This is a genomic window from Pseudodesulfovibrio tunisiensis (assembly GCF_022809775.1).
GTDB classification, from domain to species: Bacteria; Desulfobacterota; Desulfovibrionia; order Desulfovibrionales; family Desulfovibrionaceae; genus Pseudodesulfovibrio; species Pseudodesulfovibrio tunisiensis.
The window spans coordinates 1,294,278-1,315,869 of the sequence record NZ_CP094380.1 but is presented as its reverse complement, the minus strand read 5'-3'; the positions used below and the strand labels follow the sequence as shown (position 1 = coordinate 1,315,869).

Sequence of the window (21,592 nt, the reverse complement as noted above, 5' to 3'; positions counted from 1 at the left end):
GGCAATTCATGACCTGTGATTCGAACAGGGATTGGCTGAAACTGGCGCGTGAAGTCCTGGATATTGAAATCCAGGGGCTTCGCGCCGTTTCCGAAAAGCTGGACCGGCATTTTGTCCGTGCGCTGGAAGTGCTGGCCAATTGCAAGGGCAGGGTGGTCATCACCGGCGTGGGCAAGTCCGGGCTGGTGGGCCGCAAGATCGCGGCAACCCTTTCCAGCACGGGAACGCCGTCGTTCTTTCTGCATCCCGTGGAAGGTGCGCACGGCGACATGGGCATGATCCGCAGGGAGGACGTTGTTCTGGCCCTGTCCAATTCCGGGGGCACGGACGAAGTCAACGCCATCATTCCCACGCTTCGGGCTCTGGGCGCCACGGTCATCGCCATAACCGGCAATGCCCGTTCCGCCATGTCCGAGTTGTCGGACATCACCATCGAGGTCAGGGTCCCGCGCGAGGCCTGCCCCATGGGGCTGGCCCCCACCGCGTCCACCACGGCACATCTTGCGGTGGGCGATGCGCTGGCCGTGTGTCTGATGGAGTGGAAGTCCTTCGGCAAGGAGGATTTCAGAAAATTTCATCCCGGCGGTTCGCTGGGCCAGCGGTTGTCCCGGTGCATCGACGAGATCATGCATACCGAGAACATTCCGGTCGTTCCGGCGGACAGTTCCCTGGCTCAGGCGCTGGATGTGCTCAACAGGGGCGGTCTCGGGCTGGTGGCTCTGATCGATGATCAGAGACGGCTGCACGGCGTGTTCTCCGACGGCGACGTGCGCAGGCTGGTCTGCCGGGGGCCGTTCGATCCCGAGGACAGGGTCGAAGGGTTCATGACGGCATCGCCCAAGCGGGCCCGTACCGGCGACCGCGCGGCTCGGGTACTGGACATCATGGAGCAGAACGAGATCACGGTCATGCCCGTTGTCCGCGAGGATGACGTGTTGGTCGGGCTGGTGCATCTTCATGATCTGCTGGGCAAGGGCTCGTTGCGATTTTCGTCCAACGGCCATGCCAACGGAGGGGCCGGGTAGACCGGCCGGAAAGCATCGTGAAAGTTATTCAGACAGGCGATCCGGATGTTTGCGCGCGTTGCGCCGGGCAGGGGCCGACCTGTTGTCGCATTTCCCCGGGCAACGAGGAACACTGCTTTCCCATTTCCCCGCGCGAAAAGGAACGCATTCGCGAAGCCGTGCCCTTTACGGGCGGTTTTGTGCCGGAGCCCAATTCCGCGGCTTTCCGCAACAATCTGTGCAATCTTTTCCCGGGAGAAGGCCGGGTGCTCGCCGAGCTGTTTCCCGATGACGACGAGCATTACCGCCTTGCCCTCGATTCCACGGGGGCCTGTCGGTTTCTCGGACCGGCCGGGTGCGAGATTCCCGTGGAGGTTCGCCCGTATTTCTGCCGGATCTTCCCCTTCTGGGTGGTGGGCGACACCGTGACGTTTTTTGATTCCCCGTTCTGTCTGGCACGGCGGGAAGGCCGGAATCTCGGTCCCATGCTTGATCTGTTCGGATTGACCCGGGCCAGAGTGCGCGACCTGTACGGTCGGCTCAGGCTGGTCTGGGGATTGCCGCCCGCAAAGGGCATGCGCAAGGTAACGAAAACCTTTTGACGGATATTTTCATGAAAGTTTTCAAGATTCTGCTGATCTCCTTCCTCATCTGTCTCGTTCTGGGCATTCTCGGCGCCGTGGGGCTTTACAACTGGGCTGCCCGGGATTTGCCCGGGTTCAAGAAGATCACGGACTACAATCCGTCTCTGGTGACCACCGTTTACGGCAAGGACAACCAGATTCTCGGCTATTTCTACAAGGAAAAGCGGTTTCTGGTGACGCTGGACCAGATCAATCCCTGGGTTCCCAAGGCGTTTCTCGCAGCCGAGGACGCGAGTTTCTATCAGCATGACGGCGTGGACCTGACCGCCATTGCCCGTGCGTTCGTGGCCAACCTCAAGGCCGGGCGCAACAAGCAGGGCGGGTCAACCATCACGCAGCAGATCATCAAGCGGCTTCTGCTGACTCCGGAAAAAAGCTACAAGCGCAAGCTCAAGGAAGCCATCCTTGCATTCAGGCTGGAGAACTACCTGACCAAGGAAGAAATCCTCACCATCTACCTGAACCAGATTTTTCTCGGCAACCATGCCTACGGCATCGAAGCCGCGGCCCGGAACTATTTCGGCCGTCACGCCTCGGACCTTACCCTGGCTCAATCCGCGATTCTGGCTGGCCTGCCTCAGGCTCCCAGCCGTTTCAATCCCTATCGGAACATGCATGCAGCCAAGTTGCGCCAGCATTACGTGCTGGGCCAGATGCTGCATCTGAACTGGATCACCAAGGCGCAGTACGACGAGGCCATGGCCGAGGAAATCGTTCTGGAAAGCATGCCCGATCCGTCCTGGAAGGTCGGTGCCTATTATCTTGAGGAAGTGCGGCGCTGGCTCATCGACAAGTTTGGTGAGGATGCCGTGTACCACGGTGGTCTGACCGTGACCACGGCGTGCGATCTCAAGCATCAGGCCGCTGCGGAAAAGGCCATGCATGACGGTCTGGTCGCATCCGCCAAGCGTCGCGGCTGGATCGGTCCCATCGAGAATGTCAGTGCCGGTGATGTGGCCCGCGTACTGAGCGAGGGGCCTCAGGATGTCGAAGGGCTGGAGCAGGGCGCATGGGTCAAGGCGTGGGTCGCCCGCGTGGACAAGGACAAGGCCTATGCCCGTTTCGGCAAATTTCAGGGCCTGCTGCCGCTCAAGTCCATGCATTGGTGCCGCGAACCCGATGCCCGCAAGGCCCCGGAGGAAGTGCCCGCGCCAAGGGATGCCCGCAAAATTCTGAAGAAGGGGGATGTGGTCTGGGCCTCCATTTCGGATATTCCCAAGGAATCCGAAGGTGTGTGGGGACTCGCTCTGGAACGTGAACCTCTGGTGCAGGGCGCGCTGGTTTCGGTCACGCCGGAAACCGGCGAGGTGCTGGCTCTTGTGGGCGGCTATTCCTTTGAGAAGAGTCAGTTCAACCGTGCCACGCAGGCGTTGCGCCAGCCCGGGTCCGCATTCAAGCCCATCGTGTATTCCACGGCTCTGGACAACGGATTCACGCCTTCGTCCATTGTTCTGGACGCGCCCATCGTGTTCGCCAATGACGAGGCCGGCAAGCTGTGGCGTCCCGAGAATTTCGAGGGCAAGTTCTACGGCCCCACGCTTCTGCGTACCGCGTTGGTCAAGTCGCGCAACCTCGTGACCATCCGTGTGGCGCAGAAGGTGGGCATCAGCAAGATCATCGAACGAGCCAGAGCGCTTGGTCTGGAAGCGGATTTTCCGCACGACCTGTCCGTGGCCCTCGGGTCCGGCGTGGTTTCCCTCATGAATCTGTGCGAGGCCTATACCGCATTTGCGCGTGGCGGTTCCTACATCAAGCCGCGTACCGTGCTTTCCGTGAAATCCGCGTGGGGCGAGGATGTCTTCACGTCCGTTCCCGAGACCGTGGATGCCATCAGCCCGCAGACTGCCTACATCATTGTTTCGCTCATGAAGCAGGTGGTGCAGGGCGGCACGGGCTGGCGCGTCAGGGTGCTGCATCGTCCCATCGCAGGCAAGACCGGCACGTCCAACAACGAACGCGATGCATGGTTCATGGGCTTTACGCCCTATCTGCTGTCCGGCGTGTACGTGGGCTTCGACGAACTCAAGCCCATGGGCAAGTACGAGACCGGTTCCCGCGCGGCCAGTTCCATCTGGGTGGATTATCGTCGCGAGGTGGAAGAAGATTATCCGTATCAGGACTTCACCCAGCCGCCCGGAATTGTTATGGTCAAGGTCGATGGGGATACCGGCAAGCTTGCCGGACCCGGGTCCCGCACCGAATTCTTTCTGCCATACAAGGAAGGAACCGAACCCACGGAGCGCGCAGCCGCGCCCGGTTCGACTTCGGGAGGCGGGTCCGTGGACGACCTGTTCAAGCAAACCTTCTAGGAGGGATCATGCGGCTGGACATCTATCAGATCGACGCTTTCGCCGAGGGACTCTTCACGGGAAACCCGGCTGCGGTGGTGCCGCTCTATGAATGGCTCAGCGATGATCTCATGCAGAAGATCGCCCAGGAAAACAATCTGTCCGAGACCGCGTTTTTCGTGCCGCGCGGAGAGTATTTCGAACTGCGCTGGTTCACGCCCGAGCTCGAAGTCGATCTGTGCGGTCATGCAACGCTTGCCTCGGCCTTCGTGATCTACGAATTCCTGAACTACACTGATCCCGCCGTGGTGTTCGAAACCAGGAGCGGCAGACTGTTCGTGGATCGGGAGGGCGACATGCTGGCCATGGATTTTCCGGCCTGGCCGGTCAGGGAAATTCAGGTCACGGAACGGGTCTCCCACTCGCTTGGCGTTCGACCGGACGCCCTGTACGCCGGAGAGCGCGACATGATGGCCGTATTCGAGTCCGAGGACGTGATTCGCGGTCTTGTGCCGGACATGCGCGAAATGAACAAGCTCGACTGTTTGTGCCTGATCTGCACGGCTCCGGGGCAGGATCACGACTTTGTCTCCCGCACGTTCTGCCCCTCCTCGGGCATTGCCGAAGATCCGGTTACCGGTTCGGCCCACTGTTCGCTGGTTCCGTACTGGGCCGCGCGACTGGGCAAGGCCGGTCTGCACGCCTATCAGGCTTCGGCCCGGGGCGGTACGCTTCTTTGCGAATACCTCGGCGACCGGGTCAAGATATCCGGCCGCGCCGTGACATACATGCAAGGTCAGATAACTCTGTAACGCGAAATTCCGTTCGCCCAAGGAGGTTGCCGTGCCGTTCGTCAAGCTGGAAACCAATATCGCAATCAGGGAAACCGCGCAGGCCGAACTCGCAAGCAAACTGTCCGGTCTGGCTGCAAACATTCTGGGCAAGCCCGAATCCTACGTCATGGCCGTGCTTGAACCCGGCAAGATGCTTGTTCTCGGTGGCACCGACGAACCCGCCGCCTTCGTGACACTCGATTCCATCGGTCTGCCCGAGGAACGCACGGCGGAACTCGCCGGGAAAATCTGCGGATTTCTTGAAACCGAACTCGATATCTCCAAGAAACGTACGTACATCGCCTTTGGTAATCTCAAGCGCCATCTGTTCGGTTGGAACGGCGGGACCTTTTAGGACATGCCTCCGGCGGCACGAGAAACTTTCGTGAAAGTTTCTCGTGGCTCTTCAAAGCCTTTTGGTCCTACGCCGCCAGAAAGGGGAGGTGCATCCCCAATTTCGTTTGGCGGCGTAGTTGGCTGTGGGCTTATCAAGTCTGTTTTTTTCGTCTTGAAGTTGTCCGGAAAGCGTCTTTGTTCTTGTCAGGAAAACGTGGCTGAAAATGCAAAACGGCCTGAAGAATGTCCCGTCAGGGCGTTCTTCAGGCCGTTTTGCATTTTCAGCCACAGATGGGGTCAAGGGGCATCGCTCCTTGCGGGACCAGGGCAGCGCCCTGGTCCTCCCGAAGGGACCGCCGGAGGCCCTTCAGCGAGTCGCTAGAGCAGTTTCAGGTCCCAGTTGAACCGACTGGTGCGGGTTGCTCTGGGGAAGCCCTTGGGCCAGCGTTCCCTGATGCTGAGAAAGAATTTGTACCCTGCTTTTTCAAGAGCGCGTCGCTCCGAGGACAGGTCCACTTCCCAGCCCGGGAAAATCCAGTTGTTCTGGCCGATCTTCTTGACCCAGCAGACCTCGTTCATGGGCGAGCGGATCGGGTCTTCCAGCCGTACTTCCTCGGCAAGGAAGCGGGAAATGCCGAAGGGCCAGAGTCCCTTGAGCACGAATCCCAGCGGCAGGGGAGAGCCGTGCGCCAGAGCCAGTGCGTCTTCGGCCGGGAGTTCCGGGGCTGCATAGGCCGAGGAAAAACCGAGCTTGCGGAGCTGATCCAGCGCATAGTGGTTTGAGGCGTTGCAGTACGGTCCGGCAATGAGCGTCATGTTCTTGCGGTCCGTGAAAAAGGCGACCTGCCAGGGCGCGTTGCACACGAATTCATTGGCTCCGTTGCGCACGGCGTCCCGGATCAGGGATCGGATGTGTTTTTCCTCATCCGGCCAGATCACGGGCGGCAGCCACCACTGGGTGCGTCCCTTGGATGCGCGCGGCACGCTCTGAAGCGTCTTGTGGTCCAGCCAGAGGGCCTGCCTGCCGAAAATGCGGCCTGTGGGCGATTCCCGGAACAGGTTGACATCATGGGACTTGGTCCGAAAGGGCTTGAACGGCTTGGGTCTGGTCGGCTCGAACGAGGATTCCGGGCTGGCCGGAGCCTCGTTTGCCGCAAGGCGGGCTTCCAGATCGCGAATGGCCTTGGTCAGCTCGGGTTCGCGTCGGTCCACGAGAAATACCTTGGTGCGCGAGGGCAGATACCCGGATTTTTCCTGCTTCCGAACAGGCAGATCGAAACGGCCGCGCTTGGGGATGCGGCGGCGTACGCTCAAGGTGCGGTGCCCGGGCTGGTCCTCGTAGCCGACGCGCACGAGATCGCCGGGAAACAGGGCCTCGCGCGTTTCGAAATAGAGCTTCTGGCCGTCGCGCTTGATCTGGCCGATGAGTCGGCCAGAGCTGGTTTCCCCGCCGGGCTGGATGGGCATGAACGGACGCTGCGGCAGGAACAGGGAATGCGAGGACGGGCGTCCGAGAGCCATATCAAGAAGTTCCTGCGCAGTCTTCTTGGCCTGGGCATCATTGGGGTTGTCCCGGAGCATGCGGTACGCGGAAATGGTGTAATAGACGTAGTGGGGGCCTTTCTTGCGGCCTTCCACTTTCCATGCGTTGACTCCGGGCAGAGACAGGAGCGGCTTGGTGAGCACGTCCAGCGACAGGTCCATGCAGGAAAACAGGCGCTGGGGATCGGCCTTGCCCTGACGGTAGAGACGGCGGCAGGGCTGGACGCAACGTCCGCGCAGGCCGGATTTGCCACCCAGAAAGCTGCTCCAGTAGCAACGGCCGGAAATGCAGTTGCACAGCGCGCCGTGCACGAATATTTCCAGATCCAGTCCCTTGGGGCAGGCTTCGGACATCATTTTGACTTCGTCGAGATTGAGCTCGCGGGGTACCACGATCCGGCTCGCGCCCATTTTCTTCGCGATTTCCAATGCGGCGGGATGGGTGACGTTGGACAGGGTGGAAAGGTGCAGCTCGCCCTTGTAGCCTGCCTGTCTGGCGAGTTCGATCATGGCCAGATCCTGAATGATCAGGGCCTCGGGTTTCACGGTGCGGGAGAGAGACGGTCGATGAGCCTGCCTGCGGATTCCGGGTCGCCGGGCTTGACCAGAGTATTCATTGCCACGTAGGTCTTGGTGCCTTGCTCGCGGGCCAGGCTTGCCAGCGCGGCAAGCTCGCTGATAGAAAAGTTCTTGGCCTGCATGCGGGCGGAAAAGTGTTTGAGCCCGACGTAGATTGCGTCGGCTCCGGCGGCAACTGCCGCGAGGTAGGATGCCTTGTCCCCTGCGGGGGCCATTATTTCCGGTGTATTCTTTTTGTTCATAAGGGTTGGTGCATGTCCTTGAGAAATTGTCGAAATGTAAAAGTATTGGATGTGGTCCCTGTCGGTCAATCAAAAAGACCCGGGGAATTTTTCGAAATCAAGCTGGAATACCCGGATTGGGACGGGTGGAAGCCCGGCCAGTTCGTCATGATCCGGCCTGTGAGCTGGGACCTCGAGATCGTCTGGGGGCGTCCTTTTTCCATCAGCAGCGTGGGGGACGGCAGCCTGACCCTGTTCATTCAGAAGGTGGGGCGCGGCACGTCCCGGCTGGCGCAGCTCAAGCCCGGCGACGAGGTCGCCATATGGGGACCGCTGGGCAATGGTTTCGCCGTGGAGCCGGAAAGGCCCACCCTGCTGCTTGCGGGCGGAATCGGCATAGCTCCTTTTCGCGGATATGTCGAGAACCATGCCGGGCCGGAAAATCTGAAGCTGTTTCTGGCTCACCGCGTGCCTCTGGAATGCTATCCCTATGATTCCCTGAGTCGGACCGTGGAATGTGAAAGCATGATGGAGCGCACGCCCGAGGATTTGCAGCGCATCATAGCCCGACTCCACGAGCTCGTGGCCGAATATGCGGAAAGGGACGGCCTGATCCTGTGCTGCGGTCCCACCCCGTTCATGCGCACGGTGCAGTCCGCTGCTGCCGAGGCCGGGACCCGGGCGCAGCTTTCCCTGGAAAACCGGATGGGGTGCGGCGTGGGCGCGTGTCTGGGCTGCGTGACAAAGGACGGCAGCGGGCACAATGTGCAGGTCTGCACGCGCGGCCCGGTATTCTGGTCGGACAACGTGGAGCTGTAGGAGCCTATACATATGGATATGCAGACAAGCTTTGGCGGGCTGACCCTGAAAAATCCGGTCATGACCGCGTCCGGCACGTTCGGGTTCGGTCTGGAGTTTGCGCCCTACGGCGACCTGAAGCGGCTTGGCGGCCTTGTGGCCAAGGGATTGAGCCTCAAGCCGCGCGAGGGCAATCCCATGCCCAGACTGGCCGAGACCCCGTGCGGCATGCTCAATGCCATAGGCATTCAGAATCCCGGCGTGGAACATTTCGTGCGTACGGTGCTGCCTTCCCTGCCGTGGAAGGATGTGGCCGTGGTGGCCAACCTGTATGCCTGCGACGCCGAGGAATTCGGGGAACTGGCCGGGGTGCTGGCCGGGGAAGAGGGCATTGCCGCGCTTGAAGTCAATGTTTCCTGTCCCAACGTGAAGGAGGGCGGCATTGCGTTCGGGCAGGACCCGAAGCAGATCGGCAGGGTGACCGAAGCCGTGAAGCGCAATGCCGGAGGCAAGCACGTCATGGTCAAGCTGTCGCCCAATGTCACGGACATTACGGTCTGCGCCCGGGCCGCGGCAGAGGGCGGGGCGGATTCCCTGTCCCTGATCAACACCCTGTCCGGCATGGCCGTGGACATCCGTCGCCGCAGGCCTCGGCTGGCCAATGTGATTGGTGGACTGTCCGGCCCGGCCATCAAGCCCGTGGCGCTTCGCTGCGTGCATCAGGTGGTGCAGTCGGTGGATATCCCGGTCGTGGGCATTGGCGGCATTGCTTCGGCAGAGGATGCGCTGGAGTTCCTGCTGGTGGGCGCGCATGCCGTGCAGGTGGGGACCGCAAACTTCCTGCGTCCGGATTTCTCCTTTGGGCTGGCCGATGACATGGCCGCATTGCTGGAGGAAATCGGTGCGGAAAGTCTGGAGGCTTTTCGGGGCAGTTTGCAGATGGAATTCTAGTGAATTTCAGGAAAATTCATTTTTTTCCCATTTTTTGCTTGCCATAACCAAAAGTTTTCAATAGATACTTCTCCTCGACGCGGAGAGGTGTCCGAGTCCGGCTTAAGGAGCACGCCTGGAAAGCGTGTGTGGGGGAAACTCCACCGGAGGTTCAAATCCTCTCCTCTCCGCCACGACGGAAACACGGGCTTGCGGAAGTTTGTTTCCGCAAGCCCTTTTTTGAAAAGGGAAGCCGGGCGGCGGTTTCGCTGTGAACCCCGTCAGGCCCGAAAGGGAGCAGCGGTATCAGTTGTTGCCGGGTGCCCGGTTTCCCTAAAAGGGACGTGTGAAAGCACGTCCCTTTTTTGTTGTTTGCACAAGACACTGTCCCGCATTCCGGAATGTATCCTTGACACAAATCTCCATGGCTTTTATCAGGCCCCATCTTGCATCGGGAGCCAGTAATGATTCGTAATTCCCTTCCGGCGTTCATCGAGCGCCAGTTTCTGCCCATAGCCGTGCTGCTGTCCGTGGCGGCGCTGTATCATCCTCCGGCCTTCACCTGGATCAAGCCGCACATTCCCCTCGGATTGGGGGTGATCATGTTCGGCATGGGGTTGGCTTTGGAGTTCGAGGACTTTCTGGACATTTTGCGCAAATGGCGCATGGCCGGGCTGGGCATTCTGCTTCAGTACACGGTCATGCCGGTGGCTGCCTTTGCCATCTGCACCCTGCTGGACATGCCCGAGGAAGTGCTCATCGGCATGGTCGTGGTGGGGGCCTGTCCCGGCGGCACTGCGTCCAACGTGATCGCGTATCTGGCGCGGGCCAATGTCGCACTGTCCGTGACCATGACTCTGGCCGCCACCTGTCTGGCTCCGCTGCTGACTCCGGCCATCATCTACTTCATTCTTGGGCAGCATGTGGAAATCCATTTCTGGGGCATGGTGAACTCCGTGTTCTGGATCGTGGTGTTTCCGCTGGTGGACGGCCTGATTCTGCGTCGCATCTTCCGCAAATGGCTGGACCCCTTTCTGGTGTGGTTCCCGTCCCTTTCCATCATCGTCATCGCCTTGCTCATCGCCTGCATCATGGGGCTGAATCAGCAGACCCTGCTCGGTCTTCCGGTCATGGCGCTGGTGGCCGTGATCATGCACAATGCCGTTGGTCTGGCCGCAGGATACTGGGGAGGGCGGGTGTTCGGCTGCACGCCGCGGGATGCGCGTACCTTGGCCATCGAGGTGGGGATGCAGAATTCCGGCCTTGGCGTGGCTCTTGCCGTCAAGTATTTCGGTGTGGCAACCGCCTTGCCCGGTGCGCTTTTCAGCTTGTGGCACAATATCTCCGGAGTCTCTCTGGCACGAATCTGGCGCAGAAGCCCGAAATAGATCGATTTTTCATGGCATGTTCAGGCCGGGCCGCAATGTGGAAGCATTGCGACCCGGCCTTTTTATTGTCAAGAAATGCAGAATATTACTTGACTCGTGTTACTGATTGGATATTAATATTCACCCAGAGTGTTTGAAAGTTGTTTTGGTGTTTGTGATTCGTGCATTTCAGGAGGAACCCGATGAAATCCAAGTGTGTAGTGCTGGCTGCGGCCTTTGTCCTGTTGACCTGTCAGGCGGCGTTCGCCCATTTCGGCATGCTTATCCCGGACACGGACGAGGTGGCTCAGGACAAACGGACCGTGAACATGACGCTCTGTTTTTCGCATCCCTTCGAGGGGCAGGGAATGGAGCTGGAAAAGCCCGCCAGATTTTTCGTGAGCATCGACAACGGCGAGCAGGTGGATCTGCTTTCCACGCTCAAGCCCGCCAAGGTCATGGGCCATTCCGCCTGGAAGACCTCTTTCACACCCAAGGCCCCGGGGCTGTACGCCTTTGCCTTTGAGCCCGTTCCGTACAAGGAAGATGCCGAGAACAACTACATTCAGCATTTCACCAAGGTCGTGATCGACGCCTACGGCGAGGGGGAGGAATGGAACAAGCCCCTTGGCCTGCGTACCGAGATCGTTCCCCTGACCCGTCCGTTCGGCAACTATGCCGGCAACGTGTTTCAGGGCATCGTGATTCTGGACGGCAAGCCTGCTCCGTACACCCGCGTGGAAGTGGAATTCCACAACAGGGATGGCAAGCGCACCGCCCCCAATGATCGGATGGTGACTCAGGAAGTGCTGGCCGACGGTAACGGCGTGTTCACCTTTGCCTGCCCGTGGAAGGGCTGGTGGGGATTCGCCGGACTCAATACCGCCCCCGAGGAGTACAAGGGCCGCGAGCTGGAGCTCGGTGCCGTGCTTTGGGTCGAGATGAAGTAGCTTGAAACGTTTTCTGCCGCGTGCTGCAAGCCCGTCGTATACTGTACGGCGGGCTTGTTTGCCTGTATGGGGTGGAAATGGAGGAGTTCAATCGGTCCATCATGATCTGGGGCAGCGTGGGCCTGCTCGTATTGTGCTCTTCGGCCTATGTCTGGCTGTATGTGCTCAGCGTGCGTCCTGCGGCATTGGAACGTCGAATGGGCGAGGTCGCGTGGAAACGCTGCGCGGCCTACAGGCAGGTCTGCTATCTGCTGGGAGTCGCCATCCTCGGGTGCTATGGCTGGATATTGGCGTACCCGCCGCCGTTCGGGATGCCCCACTGGTTTCCGTGGCCGTGGTGGTGGTCCGCACTGTCTGCCGGTGTGTGTGCCGTGCCCGCTGTTCTGCTGTGGTGGGCAGGGGTGCGTGATGCCGGAGGCGAAACCGTGGAGCCGGAAAAGTCGCGGCCCATGTTTCGGGGGGTGTACCGGAGAATGCGTCACCCGCAGGCTGTTGGCGGATATGCGGTGTGGGTGCTCATCGGTCTTGGATCGCATTCGCCGTTTCTGGCCGTCTATTCCCTGCTCTGGATTCCGGTTTGCGTTTTCGTCTGTCATGCCGAGGAACGGGACCTGATCTTGCGGTTCGGTTCGGCCTATGAGGAATATTGCCGGAAAACCAACGCGTTCTGGCCCGGTCGCAGAAGCAGCTAATCCGTGCCGGACGTATCCCGTTCCTGATGGATCAGTTGCAGGATCGGGGTCACGAATTCATCGGGCAGGGCACCGAAAAGTGCGCCGACAAAGGCCCCGGTCATGGAACCGATCACCAGATTGGCACCGTCCGCACTGTCCGCCACCTGAAAGAGCGTGCCCAGAAACGCTCCCAAAAACGCTCCCATCATCATGCCGTCGTTGTTGATGCCTCGGTATGGCTTCATGCCTCGCGCCAGCCGTGCGCAGTCCTTGATGAAAAATCCGCAGAAACCGCCGAAGAATGCAGCCACTATGGTCAGCAGCATGCCCGGGAACATGGTGTGCAGGGTCAGGCTGGCTGCCCGGATCGATCCTTCCGCAAGTCCGGCCACGCCACCTATGGCCAGAGTGGCGTGAAAACTCTTTTCCTTGGTGTCCAGAGAAATGCGCATGATTGTGCCTTGTGGGAAAAAATTGCTGTTTTCACCATGGGTGCCAAAATCATGCCGCAACCCGGGAACATGATGTGATAATTTCGCGTGCAGCAGGGCTGTCGCGGCTTTGTGACAAAATTGTTTTACTTTTGAAACGGGTTGGGCTACCAAGGCAAAGTTTTATTAACCAAAACGTCCGAACGGAATCGCCGCAAATCTGGGGATGGCGATTCCTGCTTTTCCGATGGGGGTCGGAAGGCACTGGCGTCAAACAAGGGGGAAGGATGAAACGCGTTTTCTCCGCTCTCGGCCGCTGTCTGATTCTCTGCGGCCTTCTTCTGGCTTTGTCTGCGAACGCCCTGGCCGGGGGCTTTGCTCTCTACGAATACAGCAACCGCTCCGTAGCCATGGGCACCACGGGCATCGCCCAGGCCGGTGATGCTTCGGTCGTTGCCACGAACCCGGCTCTCATGACCCGTCTTGAAGACAATCAGACCCTTGTCGGCATGGTGGCCATTCAGCCTGCCGGCGAAGTCGTCATCGGCGGGAACAGCACCAAGACCAAGGATCAGACCTTTCTGGTTCCGCACGCCTACTACGTGCACAAGTACAATGACAATGTCTGGCTCGGCGTGGGCGAATTCACCCGCTTCGGTCTGGGCATGGAATATCCGGACAACTGGATCGGCAAGGACGAGCTGACCAACATCCTGCTGGAAACCTTTTCCCTGAATCCCAGCATCGCCTTCAAGTTCAACGAGCACTTTTCCGCTGCTGTCGGCATCGAGCTGATGAAGGGGAACGTGCTGATCGAGAAGACTCCGACGATTGCTACTCTTCCCACCAAGGTCAAGATCGAAGGTGAGACCGTGACCGCTACCGGGAACCTCGGTTTGCATTATCAGTTCAATGATCAATGGGGTGTTGGATTCACCTATCGCGCACCTGCAAAGGTTTGTACTGATGGCAAAATCAAGTTCAGCGGCGGTGCGCCGTTGGCTGATGCCAAGGCCTATGTCGCGACAACGCTTCCTTCCAGCTACTCACTGGGGGTCGCCTACCAGCCCACTGACGACTGGAACATCGAATTCGATGTGGTGCATACCCGTTGGGAGCACACCAAAAATTTGAAGATCGATACGGATTCCGCAGTGGGTGATTCCGTTGTGGACATGTACTACAAGAACACGTGGCGGCTTCAGCTCGGCACCGAGTACTGGGTCAAGGACTGGGCCGCTGTCCGTCTCGGCTACATCTGGGACCAGAGCCCGATCCGTCACGGCTCTGCCTCGTTCATGCTGCCGTCCAACGACCGCCATCTCTTTTCCGGTGGTCTCGGCTTCAAGGGCGAGAACTGGACCTGCGATCTGGCTTATTCCTACATCGTGTCCAAGGACCGTCACGGCATGAAGATCGGTTCCCACGACAACGTGGATTTCAAGGATGGCGACACGCATATCGCGGGTCTGTCCGTGGGATATGTCTTCTAGCATTCCCCACATGTAGATGCATTCAAGCCCCCGCCCAGACGGGGGCTTTTCTTTTTCCCCTGATTGCGGGACTATGCCGACTCGATGAGGAGACAGAATACAGTCATGATCAAAGCGGAAAATATGACGTTCATGTACCCGGATGGACACGAGGCACTCGCAGCCACGAATTTTCATGTGGCGCGCGGGAGTCTGGTCGGTCTGGTCGGGGCCAACGGCAGCGGCAAGTCCACGCTGCTGGCCATGCTGGCAGGGCTGTATACCCCGGAGTCGGGAAAGCTTGTTGTCGACGGCCATGTTTCCCCGGGCTGCGAAGCGGACGTCCGCGGCGTTTGCCGACTGGTGATGCAGGATGCGGATTTGCAGATTCTGGGCGGAACCGTGGGGGAAGATGTCCTGCTGGGCAGGGATGATGATCGATCCGAGAAATCGGCCCGGATCATGCTTGATCGATTCGGGTTGGCCGGGAAATGGGAATGCCCGGTACATTCCCTGTCCTGGGGCATGAAGCGGAAGCTGTGTCTGGCCGGAGCCCTGCTGGATCAGCCGGGCGTGCTGCTGCTGGACGAACCGTTCAGCGGATTGGATTACCCGGGAATTCTGGAAATGCGGCGGCTGCTTCGCGGAAATCGTGAAGCCGGATTGACGCAGGTCGTTGCCGTGCATGATCTGGAGTGCCTGATTGATCTGGCGGATTGCCTGTTCGTGCTGAACAAGGGAACTCTGGTTCTGAACGGGCGTCCCGAGGACGTGCTGGATTCCGTGCGGGAGCATGGTGTCAGACCGCCGTGTTCATGGACGGCATGCCGCAGTCTTGAACCGTGGGATAGCGCGGAATGAGGTTGCTACCCGATTTTCTGCGAAGTCTGGACCCGCGCCTCAAGGTCCTGAGCGTGATCGGCCTCGGCATTTCGGTCTGGCATGGGCATTCCGTTCCGGTTGGGGCGCTGGGCCTGTTGCTGCTCTGCTGTTCGCTCGCTCTGGTCCGTCAGGAGCCTCGCGGCAGGCTCATGGCGCAAAGCATGGCGGTTTTCGTGCTGTTCTGGATGCTGCTCAAGGGTGGGCTTGATGTGTTGTTCGGGCTGACTCCTTTTGTTGCTCTGATTCTTGCCTTGGAGCTGGGCCTTCGACTCGGCGTTTTGATGATGCTGGGGCTCTGCCTTGCCCTGAGCACGTCGCCTGCCCGGCTCGGCTTGGCTCTGGCATGGTTTGCCCGGCCCTTCGGGCGCGAACGGGCATGGAAGCTGGCTTTTTCCCTGTCCCTCATGGTGCATTTTCTTCCCTTGGGTCTGCGCACTCTCGCAGGCATCCGGCAAACCATGCAGCTTCGTTGTCCGAACATGAGTTTTTTCGAGCGCATGCGCCTGATGCCTCAAGCCCTGCTGCGTACCATGGGCCGCAATACCTGGGATCAGACTCTGGCTGTTGCCGGGCGACGGCTGGATCGACCCGAGGCGTGGAAAGCCCGTTTTTCATGGCATGGACGTGATTGGGCTGTGCTTTCGGGAATGTTTGCTGCTGTCGCCATGCTTGTCGTGGCCTGATTCACGCATTGCTTCCGAACACTTTCCTTTCTGTTGACGGCCCGGTGTTGCCTACCGTATCTGATTGATTGATCGGTATAGGCAAACATCGGTTTCGACTTCGCAACAACGGAGGAACCATGCCGGATCGTATACGCTTGATGAACAGCGAGCAGGCAAAGGCGTTCATGGACTCCCGCAAGCCGTCGGACTTCACGCTGCTGGATGTCCGACAGGCGTGGGAATACGAAACATTTCATCTCCCCGGCGCGCAGCTTGTGCCCCTGACCGAACTTCCCGACAGATTGGAAGAGATAAATTCGAGCAAACCCGTGATCGTGTACTGCCACTCGGGAGGCAGAAGTTCGGCTGCGGCTTCGCTCCTGCAGGGGCAGGGATACGGCGAAGTCGTGAATCTGGTGGGCGGAGCCTCGGCATGGAAGGGGGAGGTTGCCTACGGTCCCATCGAGCTGGGCATGATTGCCTTCACCGGTCGGGAAACGCCTGTGGAAGTGGTCATGAAGGCCTATGTCATGGAGCGCAATCTGCAATCCTATTATTCCCTCAGGGCGGACATGGCCGAGACTCTGGACCGGATTGAATTGTTCATCGAACTGGCCGGGTACGAGGACAGGCACATGGATACGCTGTATGAGCTGTATACGCGTCTGGAACCGGCCCCTCTGGATCGGGATGCCTTTGAGAACAGGGCGTTGGAGAATGCCGGAGAGCTGGCCGAGGGAGGCGTGCGGCTGGAGGAGTTCCTGAGCGAATATGCCGGGGCTTTTGACGAGGACTTGGGTTTTCTGGAAGTCGCGGCCATGATCGAAGCTCAGGCGCTTGATTTCTATTTGCGCTGCAAGCAGAAGGCGGAATTGCCCGAGACCGTGGAAACGCTGGAATTGCTTGCACGGGAAGAGAAGGCGCACCTGCGGATTCTGGGCAGGCACATGGTCCGGCCCGAGGCGTGATGCACGATTCCCATTAGCCGGACGATCCCCTTGGAATGTCCGGTTGCAGTCTTTCGGGCGGAATTTTCCTGAATCGCGGCTCAGGCGTTGAATGACACTATTGGGTCATGGTTTCGTTGCGGCGAAAGTAGGCCAGATATTCCTGATTGCCCTTGGGACCGAGAATCTTCGACGGCACCACACCCACGGAGGTCAGGCCCAGTTCGGTTCGGCAGAATGCGACCACCATGTCCACGGTTTCCTGCCGCAGCTTTTCGTCCCGCACAACGCCCCGGTCAGTCTGTCCCGGCCCCACCTCGAACTGGGGTTTGATCAGGGCAACCACTTCGCCGCCCGGCTTGAGAAACTGCATGCAGGCGGGCAGGATTTTGGTCAGGGAAATGAAGGACACGTCCGAAACCACCAAGTCCACGGGCTCCGGAATGAGCTCCGGCTCGGCGTGGCGCAGGTTTGTCCGTTCCAGATTGACCACGCGTTCATCGGTGCGCAGCTTTTCGTGCAATTGCCCGTAGCCCACATCCACGGCATAGACGCGCGTCGCGCCATGCTGGAGCAGTACATCGGTGAATCCGCCGGTTGAGGCCCCGGCATCCAGCGCAACCTTGCCGGTGCAGTCCATGCCGTATTCCTCGATGGCCGTCAGGAGCTTGTGCGCGCCGCGAGACACGAATCGGTTCGATCCGGCTACCACGAACTCCGTTTCCTCGTGAAATTGCTGCCCCGGTTTGGCAACCGGAAGTTTCTGGCCGCGTTCCATGTAGTGAACCTGTCCGGCCATGATCAGTCGTTTGGCCTTTTCCCGGCTTTCGGCAAGGCCCTGCTGGGCAATGAGTTGGTCTGCGCGCTGCTTTTTGGCCATGTGGATGGAAAGGGCGGGACAGCCGAAAGCCATCCCGCCCGGTTTGGTGTTAGTTGTGCTCCAGTCCGAGACGGGCGACCACCTTGTCGGCGGTGGCGCGAGTGAAGTCCTCGGGGGAGAGGCGGTCCTTTTCCTCGGGAGAGATGATCAGGTGCGGCTTGTTGGACAGGGATGTGTCCGGTGCGACCTCGAATTCAGGGGGAAAGGCATTGTTGAAGTACATGTTCTGGAAGTCCACGAACTTGAGGTGGTGGGCCGTGGAGTCCAGAATGCAGATTTCCTCGTCGCAGATCAGGCCGAGTTCCTTGGCGCGTTTGGCTCCGGCAAAGGATTCGCCGCCCTGGGTGCAGGCGATGTGTCCGTTGCGGTTGGCCTGAATCATGGAGTCCATGATCTGCTGCTCGGTGACCTGAAGGACCTGAAACGCATCGTGCCCGCCGATTTCCTCGAATTGTTCAGCATAGTACTTCACGCGGGGGAAGGAGACCGGATTGCCGATCATGGCTGCCTGGGCCACGCTCGGGCTTACGGTCACGGGGTGGAATTCCCGTTCCTTGGGATCGTCCACCGCGTAGTAGCGGTAGACCGGGTCCGCATGGTGGGACTGCACGCCGAAAATGCGCGGCAGGGCATCGATGATGTCGAGTTTGTACAGCTTGAGAAAGCCCGCCATGATGGCCGTGACATTGCCTGCGTTGCCGATGGGCACGAACACGCATTTGCCCTGCATGTTCCACCTGAACCACTGGGCTATTTCAAAGGCATAGGATTCCTGACCAAGGATGCGCCATGCGTTCTTGGAATTGAGCAGGGCGACCCGGTAGTTGTCGGCCAGATGCTCCACCACCTTCATGCAGTCGTCGAACACGCCGGGAACTTCCAGCACGGTTGCGCCCGAGCCAAGGGGCTGGGAAAGCTGGGCCGGGGTGACCTTGCCATGGGGCAGGATGACCACGGACTTGATGGCCTCGCCTGCATAGGAGGCGTACAGCGCGGCTGCTGCGGAAGTGTCGCCGGTGGAGGCGCATACCGTGAGAATCTGGTCCCAGTCGTTCTGGCGGATCAGGGAGCGCAGGTAGCTGAATGCGCAGGCCATGCCGCGGTCCTTGAAGGAAGCCGAGGGATTCTGTCCGTCGTTCTTGTAGCCGGTGCGAATGCCTGTTTCCCGGATCAGTCGGTCGCTGGACCGAATGATGGGGGTGTTGCCCTCGCCCAGATACAGGATGTCATCTTCGTCCAGCACCGGGGCCATGAGTTCGTAGAACCGGAAAATGCCGCGCATGGCGGTTCGTTTGGTGGCGGCACGGCGGTCGAAAATCTCCTGCCAGCGATGGCCCGGAGTTTTTTTCAGGTTGTCGAAATCGAGATTCTCAAGCAGAAACACGCCGCCGCAGTCCGGGCAGGTGTAGTACAGCTTGTCCGTGGGAAACCGCTTGCCGCAGCCGAGGCAGAAATATTCCATGGTGCCTCGGTAGGTGGGGAACAGGTCTTTGCTCATTGTCCGCTCTTGGGTTGATGTTTCGGCGCGCGCGTCCTGCAACTGGGACGGTAGCGCGAGTCCTGATGTCCGGGAAACCGCGGCACGTTCCGCGTAGCCGGTTTTCCTACCGGAATGCGATCAAATGCCGGAAAGTACTTTTCCAGCCTCGGGGCGCTGCCGTCAACCCACTTTTGGGGTGAAGAGGAATTTTTTCGGATCAGCCTTGCAGGGGACTGAAGATGTTACGGCCATATTCTCGGGATGCTCAAAACCACCTATCTGTGTTCGGGGAGCGGGGTGAATAGCGTTTACGGGCGAGAGGCAATAATATAGATTTCAGCAGCGATATCTGGATACCGTTCTCCAAGGACCATGAAAGCAGCAAGTTGCTCAGTGCTCCAGCTTTGTTCAATTTGTTTGTCCGCAAGAGGTTTGAGCCAATACCCTCCAAAATGATCAATTTTAAGTCCCGCTTGCACAAAATCAGAGCGGAATGATTCAGGAGAATATATTCGCTGGTGTCCATGGCGTTTGTCTTTTGCGCTAGCCTCATATTCGGAAGAGGTTATCCCCATAATGGTCGCTGCTTGTCGGTGAATTGAGCGAGCATTCGGAACTGCGGATAAAATGGTTCCTTGAGGCGTTAAAAAACGTGAAATTTGTTTTAAGATGCCGACTGGATTTTTAACATGTTCAAGCACATGGCCGAGTATAATGTGGTCAAATGTTTCTGTCGTAGAAAAATCTTCAAAGAGGCTGTGGATTATTTTTACTGCAGGGCATCTTTTTTTGATTATTTCGCAAAATCCTAAAGCACCTTCAACAACAGTAATACTTTTACCGAGAGCTACTAATTGCTCGGTCATTAAGCCTTCCGCAGGGCCAAGCTCCAGAATTTTATTACCCACTAACCATCTTTTGAAGATTTTAAAACTGTAAGGAATAGTCATAGAACAGATTCCTTTTGCATAAATTGAATCGGCAGCGATTTTGTCTAATATTTTCATACCTTGTCCCCGATGATTGGGAGTATGTCTAACAGGTTGCTGTATGTTCGATAAATGCTGTGTTTTTCCCAAAAAGATTTGGATCTAAATCCTCTGTCAAGGGCGAAGAAGGGCAGAGACATCCCTTTTGCTGCTTGGAAATCTACTTCTGTGTCACCAATGATTCCTTTTACTGGGAATGCTTGCAACGCTGTTAGTTTGTTTTCAGCTGCAGTTAGGCCGGGCTTCGTGATAAGTATTTCAGAAAAATATTCATTTATCCCGAGCTGTTCAATTTGGGTTAGAACTCCCTTTGTGTTTGTCCTAGCTGTGACCAGTATCAATTTGTATTTGTTGATAATTATTTTTAAGAATGTGATCGAATCGCAAAAAGAGAGTGTCATGCTTTAAAAAATGTGTTTTTTCAATATTCGAAACCCACTTGCTTTGAATCTGTCGAGCGATCAGCAAAGGGAGTCCTTTTTGAGTTAGGAAGTCGATGTTGTTGTATCCTTCTCTTTTGTAGGCAATGAATCCATTTGTTTGTATTGCAATACCCAATATCTTCAAAGTAAAATTCAAGACTACAAGATGTCTATGTAAACTGTTGAGCAAAGTTCCATCAAAATCAATGGCAAGCCAGTTTTGCTTCTTATGGTACATGCTAATCTTTAAATTGTGTGACAACTTCAGTATAAACCCGGCTTACCCATTGTTCCTTGTGCCTTAACTGGAGAGGAGCAAATATTTTTTTTTCAGAATACTGCAATAAGCAGTGAGCAAGAGCAGAAGCTTCGTCCCATCCTCCGGCATAAGAGATACTCATTCCACCTGCCAGTCTGAAGTTCACATCAGTGATTACGAAATTATTTTGGCTATTTTTCATAAACTGCAAGTTGAAAAAATGAGGAGTCTGGATGCAGCGTATCAATCTTTTAGCGACATCTTCTAAATTCTTATTAGAGCTCAACTTGGCTTTGGTACAGACTCCAGCTTTGGTTTGAATACGCTCTCGAGTTACAGTTGAAATTTGTGTCCCATAACGGAATACTTCCATGGTTATTTCTGGTGGTCTGCAGACTTCTTGAACAAGAAGACTTGGATCATCGAGTTCTTTTATTACTGAACCGCGCATCAGTCGTGCACCAACGGATCCGACTCCATCGATAGGCTTTACAAAATAATCTTGGTTTTCATTTAAAGTGACTTTGTCGTGTATTTTAGGAACATCAAAGCCGTTTGCTTTTAGAAAAAAAGACATATTTTTTTTATTGTTGTAATGTACTAGACTTTCGTAGGGAGTGGAAAGGCTTTTTATACTTAATGAATTCAAGTCGGGGTTTTGAGGATGGAAAAGAAGTTGTTCTTTGTCAAAAGTGGGAAGAATGAAATCGGGCCTTTCCTTTTTACATATTGAAACCACGGCAGAGTAGTAGGCAGAATCTGCAACTGAAGGGATTTGATAGAATTCATCCAGGAGGCTTATGTTGGGTACATTTTCCGGAGAATTTGTGTCAGCGCCGATCAAATAGAAGTTGTTGGGAAAATTTTTTTTAAAGATTCTGCACAGGTGGTAGTTTGCATTTGTTCCACAAGATAGGACAATGATTTTTAGCATAATTATATTGGGTTGTCGTTAAGGGTTAAGACTTCCAATTTGAAAATGTTAGCCCGTTGGGATAG

23 protein-coding genes, 1 tRNA gene and 1 other RNA gene are annotated in these 21,592 nt (G+C 57.3%); 16 read left to right on the top strand and 9 right to left on the bottom strand.

The genetic code is table 11. The features are described 5' to 3' along the window. The first annotated feature begins 8 nt into the window (after positions 1-8). Genes MPN23_RS06640 through MPN23_RS06620 form a run of 5 tightly spaced genes read left to right on the top strand, consistent with a single transcriptional unit; the run spans position 9 to position 5,124 of the window. Positions 9-1,025: a KpsF/GutQ family sugar-phosphate isomerase gene (locus tag MPN23_RS06640; protein ID WP_243546913.1), complete on the top strand. Its 1,017-nt coding sequence runs from the start codon at positions 9-11 to the stop codon at positions 1,023-1,025. A gap of 17 nt (positions 1,026-1,042) precedes the next feature. Continuing rightward, positions 1,043-1,606, top strand: a complete 564-nt coding sequence (locus tag MPN23_RS06635) for a YkgJ family cysteine cluster protein (RefSeq protein ID WP_243546912.1) — start codon at positions 1,043-1,045, stop codon at positions 1,604-1,606. 11 nt (positions 1,607-1,617) lie between these two features. Then, on the top strand, positions 1,618-3,957 hold the full coding sequence (locus MPN23_RS06630) for a penicillin-binding protein 1A (RefSeq protein WP_243546911.1): 2,340 nt from the start codon (positions 1,618-1,620) through the stop codon (positions 3,955-3,957). A gap of 8 nt (positions 3,958-3,965) precedes the next feature. After that, on the top strand, positions 3,966-4,748 hold the full coding sequence (locus tag MPN23_RS06625; RefSeq protein ID WP_243546910.1) for a PhzF family phenazine biosynthesis protein: 783 nt from the start codon (positions 3,966-3,968) through the stop codon (positions 4,746-4,748). Positions 4,749-4,779: 31 nt separating this feature from the next. Next, positions 4,780-5,124, top strand: a complete 345-nt coding sequence (locus tag MPN23_RS06620; protein WP_243546909.1) for a phenylpyruvate tautomerase MIF-related protein — start codon at positions 4,780-4,782, stop codon at positions 5,122-5,124. Between the two features lie 359 nt (positions 5,125-5,483). On the opposite strand, the gene MPN23_RS06615 is transcribed toward MPN23_RS06620, so the two are convergent. After that, the gene (locus MPN23_RS06615; protein WP_341540103.1) at positions 5,484-7,157 is read right to left on the bottom strand and encodes a peptidase U32 family protein; all 1,674 of its coding nucleotides are present in this window, start codon (positions 7,155-7,157) and stop codon (positions 5,484-5,486) included. A 32-nt stretch (positions 7,158-7,189) separates the two neighbouring features. Beyond that, complete coding sequence (locus MPN23_RS17085) at positions 7,190-7,441, bottom strand: hypothetical protein (protein ID WP_341540102.1); 252 nt, start codon at positions 7,439-7,441, stop codon at positions 7,190-7,192. A 39-nt stretch (positions 7,442-7,480) separates the two neighbouring features. On the opposite strand from MPN23_RS17085, the gene MPN23_RS06610 reads away from it, so the two are divergent. From MPN23_RS06610 to MPN23_RS06580, 7 genes are all read left to right on the top strand, one after another. Then, entirely contained in the window at positions 7,481-8,266 is a 786-nt protein-coding gene (locus tag MPN23_RS06610; protein WP_243546908.1) for an iron-sulfur cluster-binding protein, read from the top strand. A gap of 12 nt (positions 8,267-8,278) precedes the next feature. Then, positions 8,279-9,196 (top strand): dihydroorotate dehydrogenase, encoded by a 918-nt coding sequence (locus MPN23_RS06605; protein WP_243546907.1) that lies wholly within the window; start codon positions 8,279-8,281, stop codon positions 9,194-9,196. 81 nt (positions 9,197-9,277) lie between these two features. Further along, positions 9,278-9,369: transfer RNA gene (locus tag MPN23_RS06600), tRNA-Ser, on the top strand. Positions 9,370-9,419: 50 nt separating this feature from the next. Next, an RNA gene (gene ffs, locus MPN23_RS06595) (signal recognition particle sRNA small type) lies at positions 9,420-9,515 on the top strand. A gap of 124 nt (positions 9,516-9,639) precedes the next feature. After that, a complete protein-coding gene (locus MPN23_RS06590; RefSeq protein ID WP_243546906.1) occupies positions 9,640-10,563 on the top strand; it encodes a bile acid:sodium symporter family protein in 924 nt (307 codons plus the stop codon). A gap of 182 nt (positions 10,564-10,745) precedes the next feature. Beyond that, positions 10,746-11,492 (top strand): DUF4198 domain-containing protein, encoded by a 747-nt coding sequence (locus MPN23_RS06585; RefSeq protein ID WP_243546905.1) that lies wholly within the window; start codon positions 10,746-10,748, stop codon positions 11,490-11,492. Between the two features lie 77 nt (positions 11,493-11,569). Further along, a complete protein-coding gene (locus tag MPN23_RS06580) occupies positions 11,570-12,184 on the top strand; it encodes a methyltransferase family protein (RefSeq protein WP_243546904.1) in 615 nt (204 codons plus the stop codon). On the opposite strand, the gene MPN23_RS06575 is transcribed toward MPN23_RS06580, so the two are convergent. Next, complete coding sequence (locus MPN23_RS06575) at positions 12,181-12,618, bottom strand: hypothetical protein (protein ID WP_243546903.1); 438 nt, start codon at positions 12,616-12,618, stop codon at positions 12,181-12,183. The genes MPN23_RS06580 and MPN23_RS06575 overlap by 4 nt on opposite strands. A gap of 266 nt (positions 12,619-12,884) precedes the next feature. Here MPN23_RS06575 and MPN23_RS06570 point away from each other — a divergent pair, with 266 nt between their 5' ends. From MPN23_RS06570 to MPN23_RS06555, 4 genes are all read left to right on the top strand, one after another. After that, positions 12,885-14,090, top strand: coding sequence for an OmpP1/FadL family transporter (locus tag MPN23_RS06570; protein WP_243546902.1), 1,206 nt, complete (start codon positions 12,885-12,887; stop codon positions 14,088-14,090). Positions 14,091-14,195: 105 nt separating this feature from the next. Then, positions 14,196-14,930, top strand: coding sequence for an energy-coupling factor ABC transporter ATP-binding protein (locus MPN23_RS06565; protein WP_243546901.1), 735 nt, complete (start codon positions 14,196-14,198; stop codon positions 14,928-14,930). After that, a complete protein-coding gene (locus MPN23_RS06560; RefSeq protein ID WP_243546900.1) occupies positions 14,927-15,634 on the top strand; it encodes an energy-coupling factor transporter transmembrane component T family protein in 708 nt (235 codons plus the stop codon). Before MPN23_RS06565 ends, MPN23_RS06560 begins: the two co-directional genes overlap by 4 nt. A 119-nt stretch (positions 15,635-15,753) precedes the next feature. Beyond that, on the top strand, positions 15,754-16,584 hold the full coding sequence (locus MPN23_RS06555) for a rhodanese-like domain-containing protein (RefSeq protein WP_243546899.1): 831 nt from the start codon (positions 15,754-15,756) through the stop codon (positions 16,582-16,584). A gap of 97 nt (positions 16,585-16,681) precedes the next feature. On the opposite strand, the gene MPN23_RS06550 is transcribed toward MPN23_RS06555, so the two are convergent. The 6 genes from MPN23_RS06550 to MPN23_RS06525 form a co-directional block, all read right to left on the bottom strand. Continuing rightward, entirely contained in the window at positions 16,682-17,443 is a 762-nt protein-coding gene (locus tag MPN23_RS06550) for a TlyA family RNA methyltransferase (protein WP_243547359.1), read from the bottom strand. A gap of 49 nt (positions 17,444-17,492) precedes the next feature. Then, positions 17,493-18,941 (bottom strand): threonine synthase, encoded by a 1,449-nt coding sequence (gene thrC / locus MPN23_RS06545; protein ID WP_243546898.1) that lies wholly within the window; start codon positions 18,939-18,941, stop codon positions 17,493-17,495. A 290-nt stretch (positions 18,942-19,231) separates the two neighbouring features. Beyond that, complete coding sequence (locus MPN23_RS06540; RefSeq protein ID WP_243546897.1) at positions 19,232-19,930, bottom strand: class I SAM-dependent methyltransferase; 699 nt, start codon at positions 19,928-19,930, stop codon at positions 19,232-19,234. Further along, positions 19,927-20,253 (bottom strand): HAD family hydrolase, encoded by a 327-nt coding sequence (locus MPN23_RS06535; RefSeq protein WP_243546896.1) that lies wholly within the window; start codon positions 20,251-20,253, stop codon positions 19,927-19,929. Before MPN23_RS06535 ends, MPN23_RS06540 begins: the two co-directional genes overlap by 4 nt. Then, a complete protein-coding gene (locus MPN23_RS06530; protein ID WP_243546895.1) occupies positions 20,234-20,572 on the bottom strand; it encodes a hypothetical protein in 339 nt (112 codons plus the stop codon). Before MPN23_RS06530 ends, MPN23_RS06535 begins: the two co-directional genes overlap by 20 nt. 1 nt (position 20,573) lies before the next feature. After that, entirely contained in the window at positions 20,574-21,527 is a 954-nt protein-coding gene (locus MPN23_RS06525) for an ATP-grasp domain-containing protein (protein WP_243546894.1), read from the bottom strand. Positions 21,528-21,592: the final 65 nt, after the last annotated feature.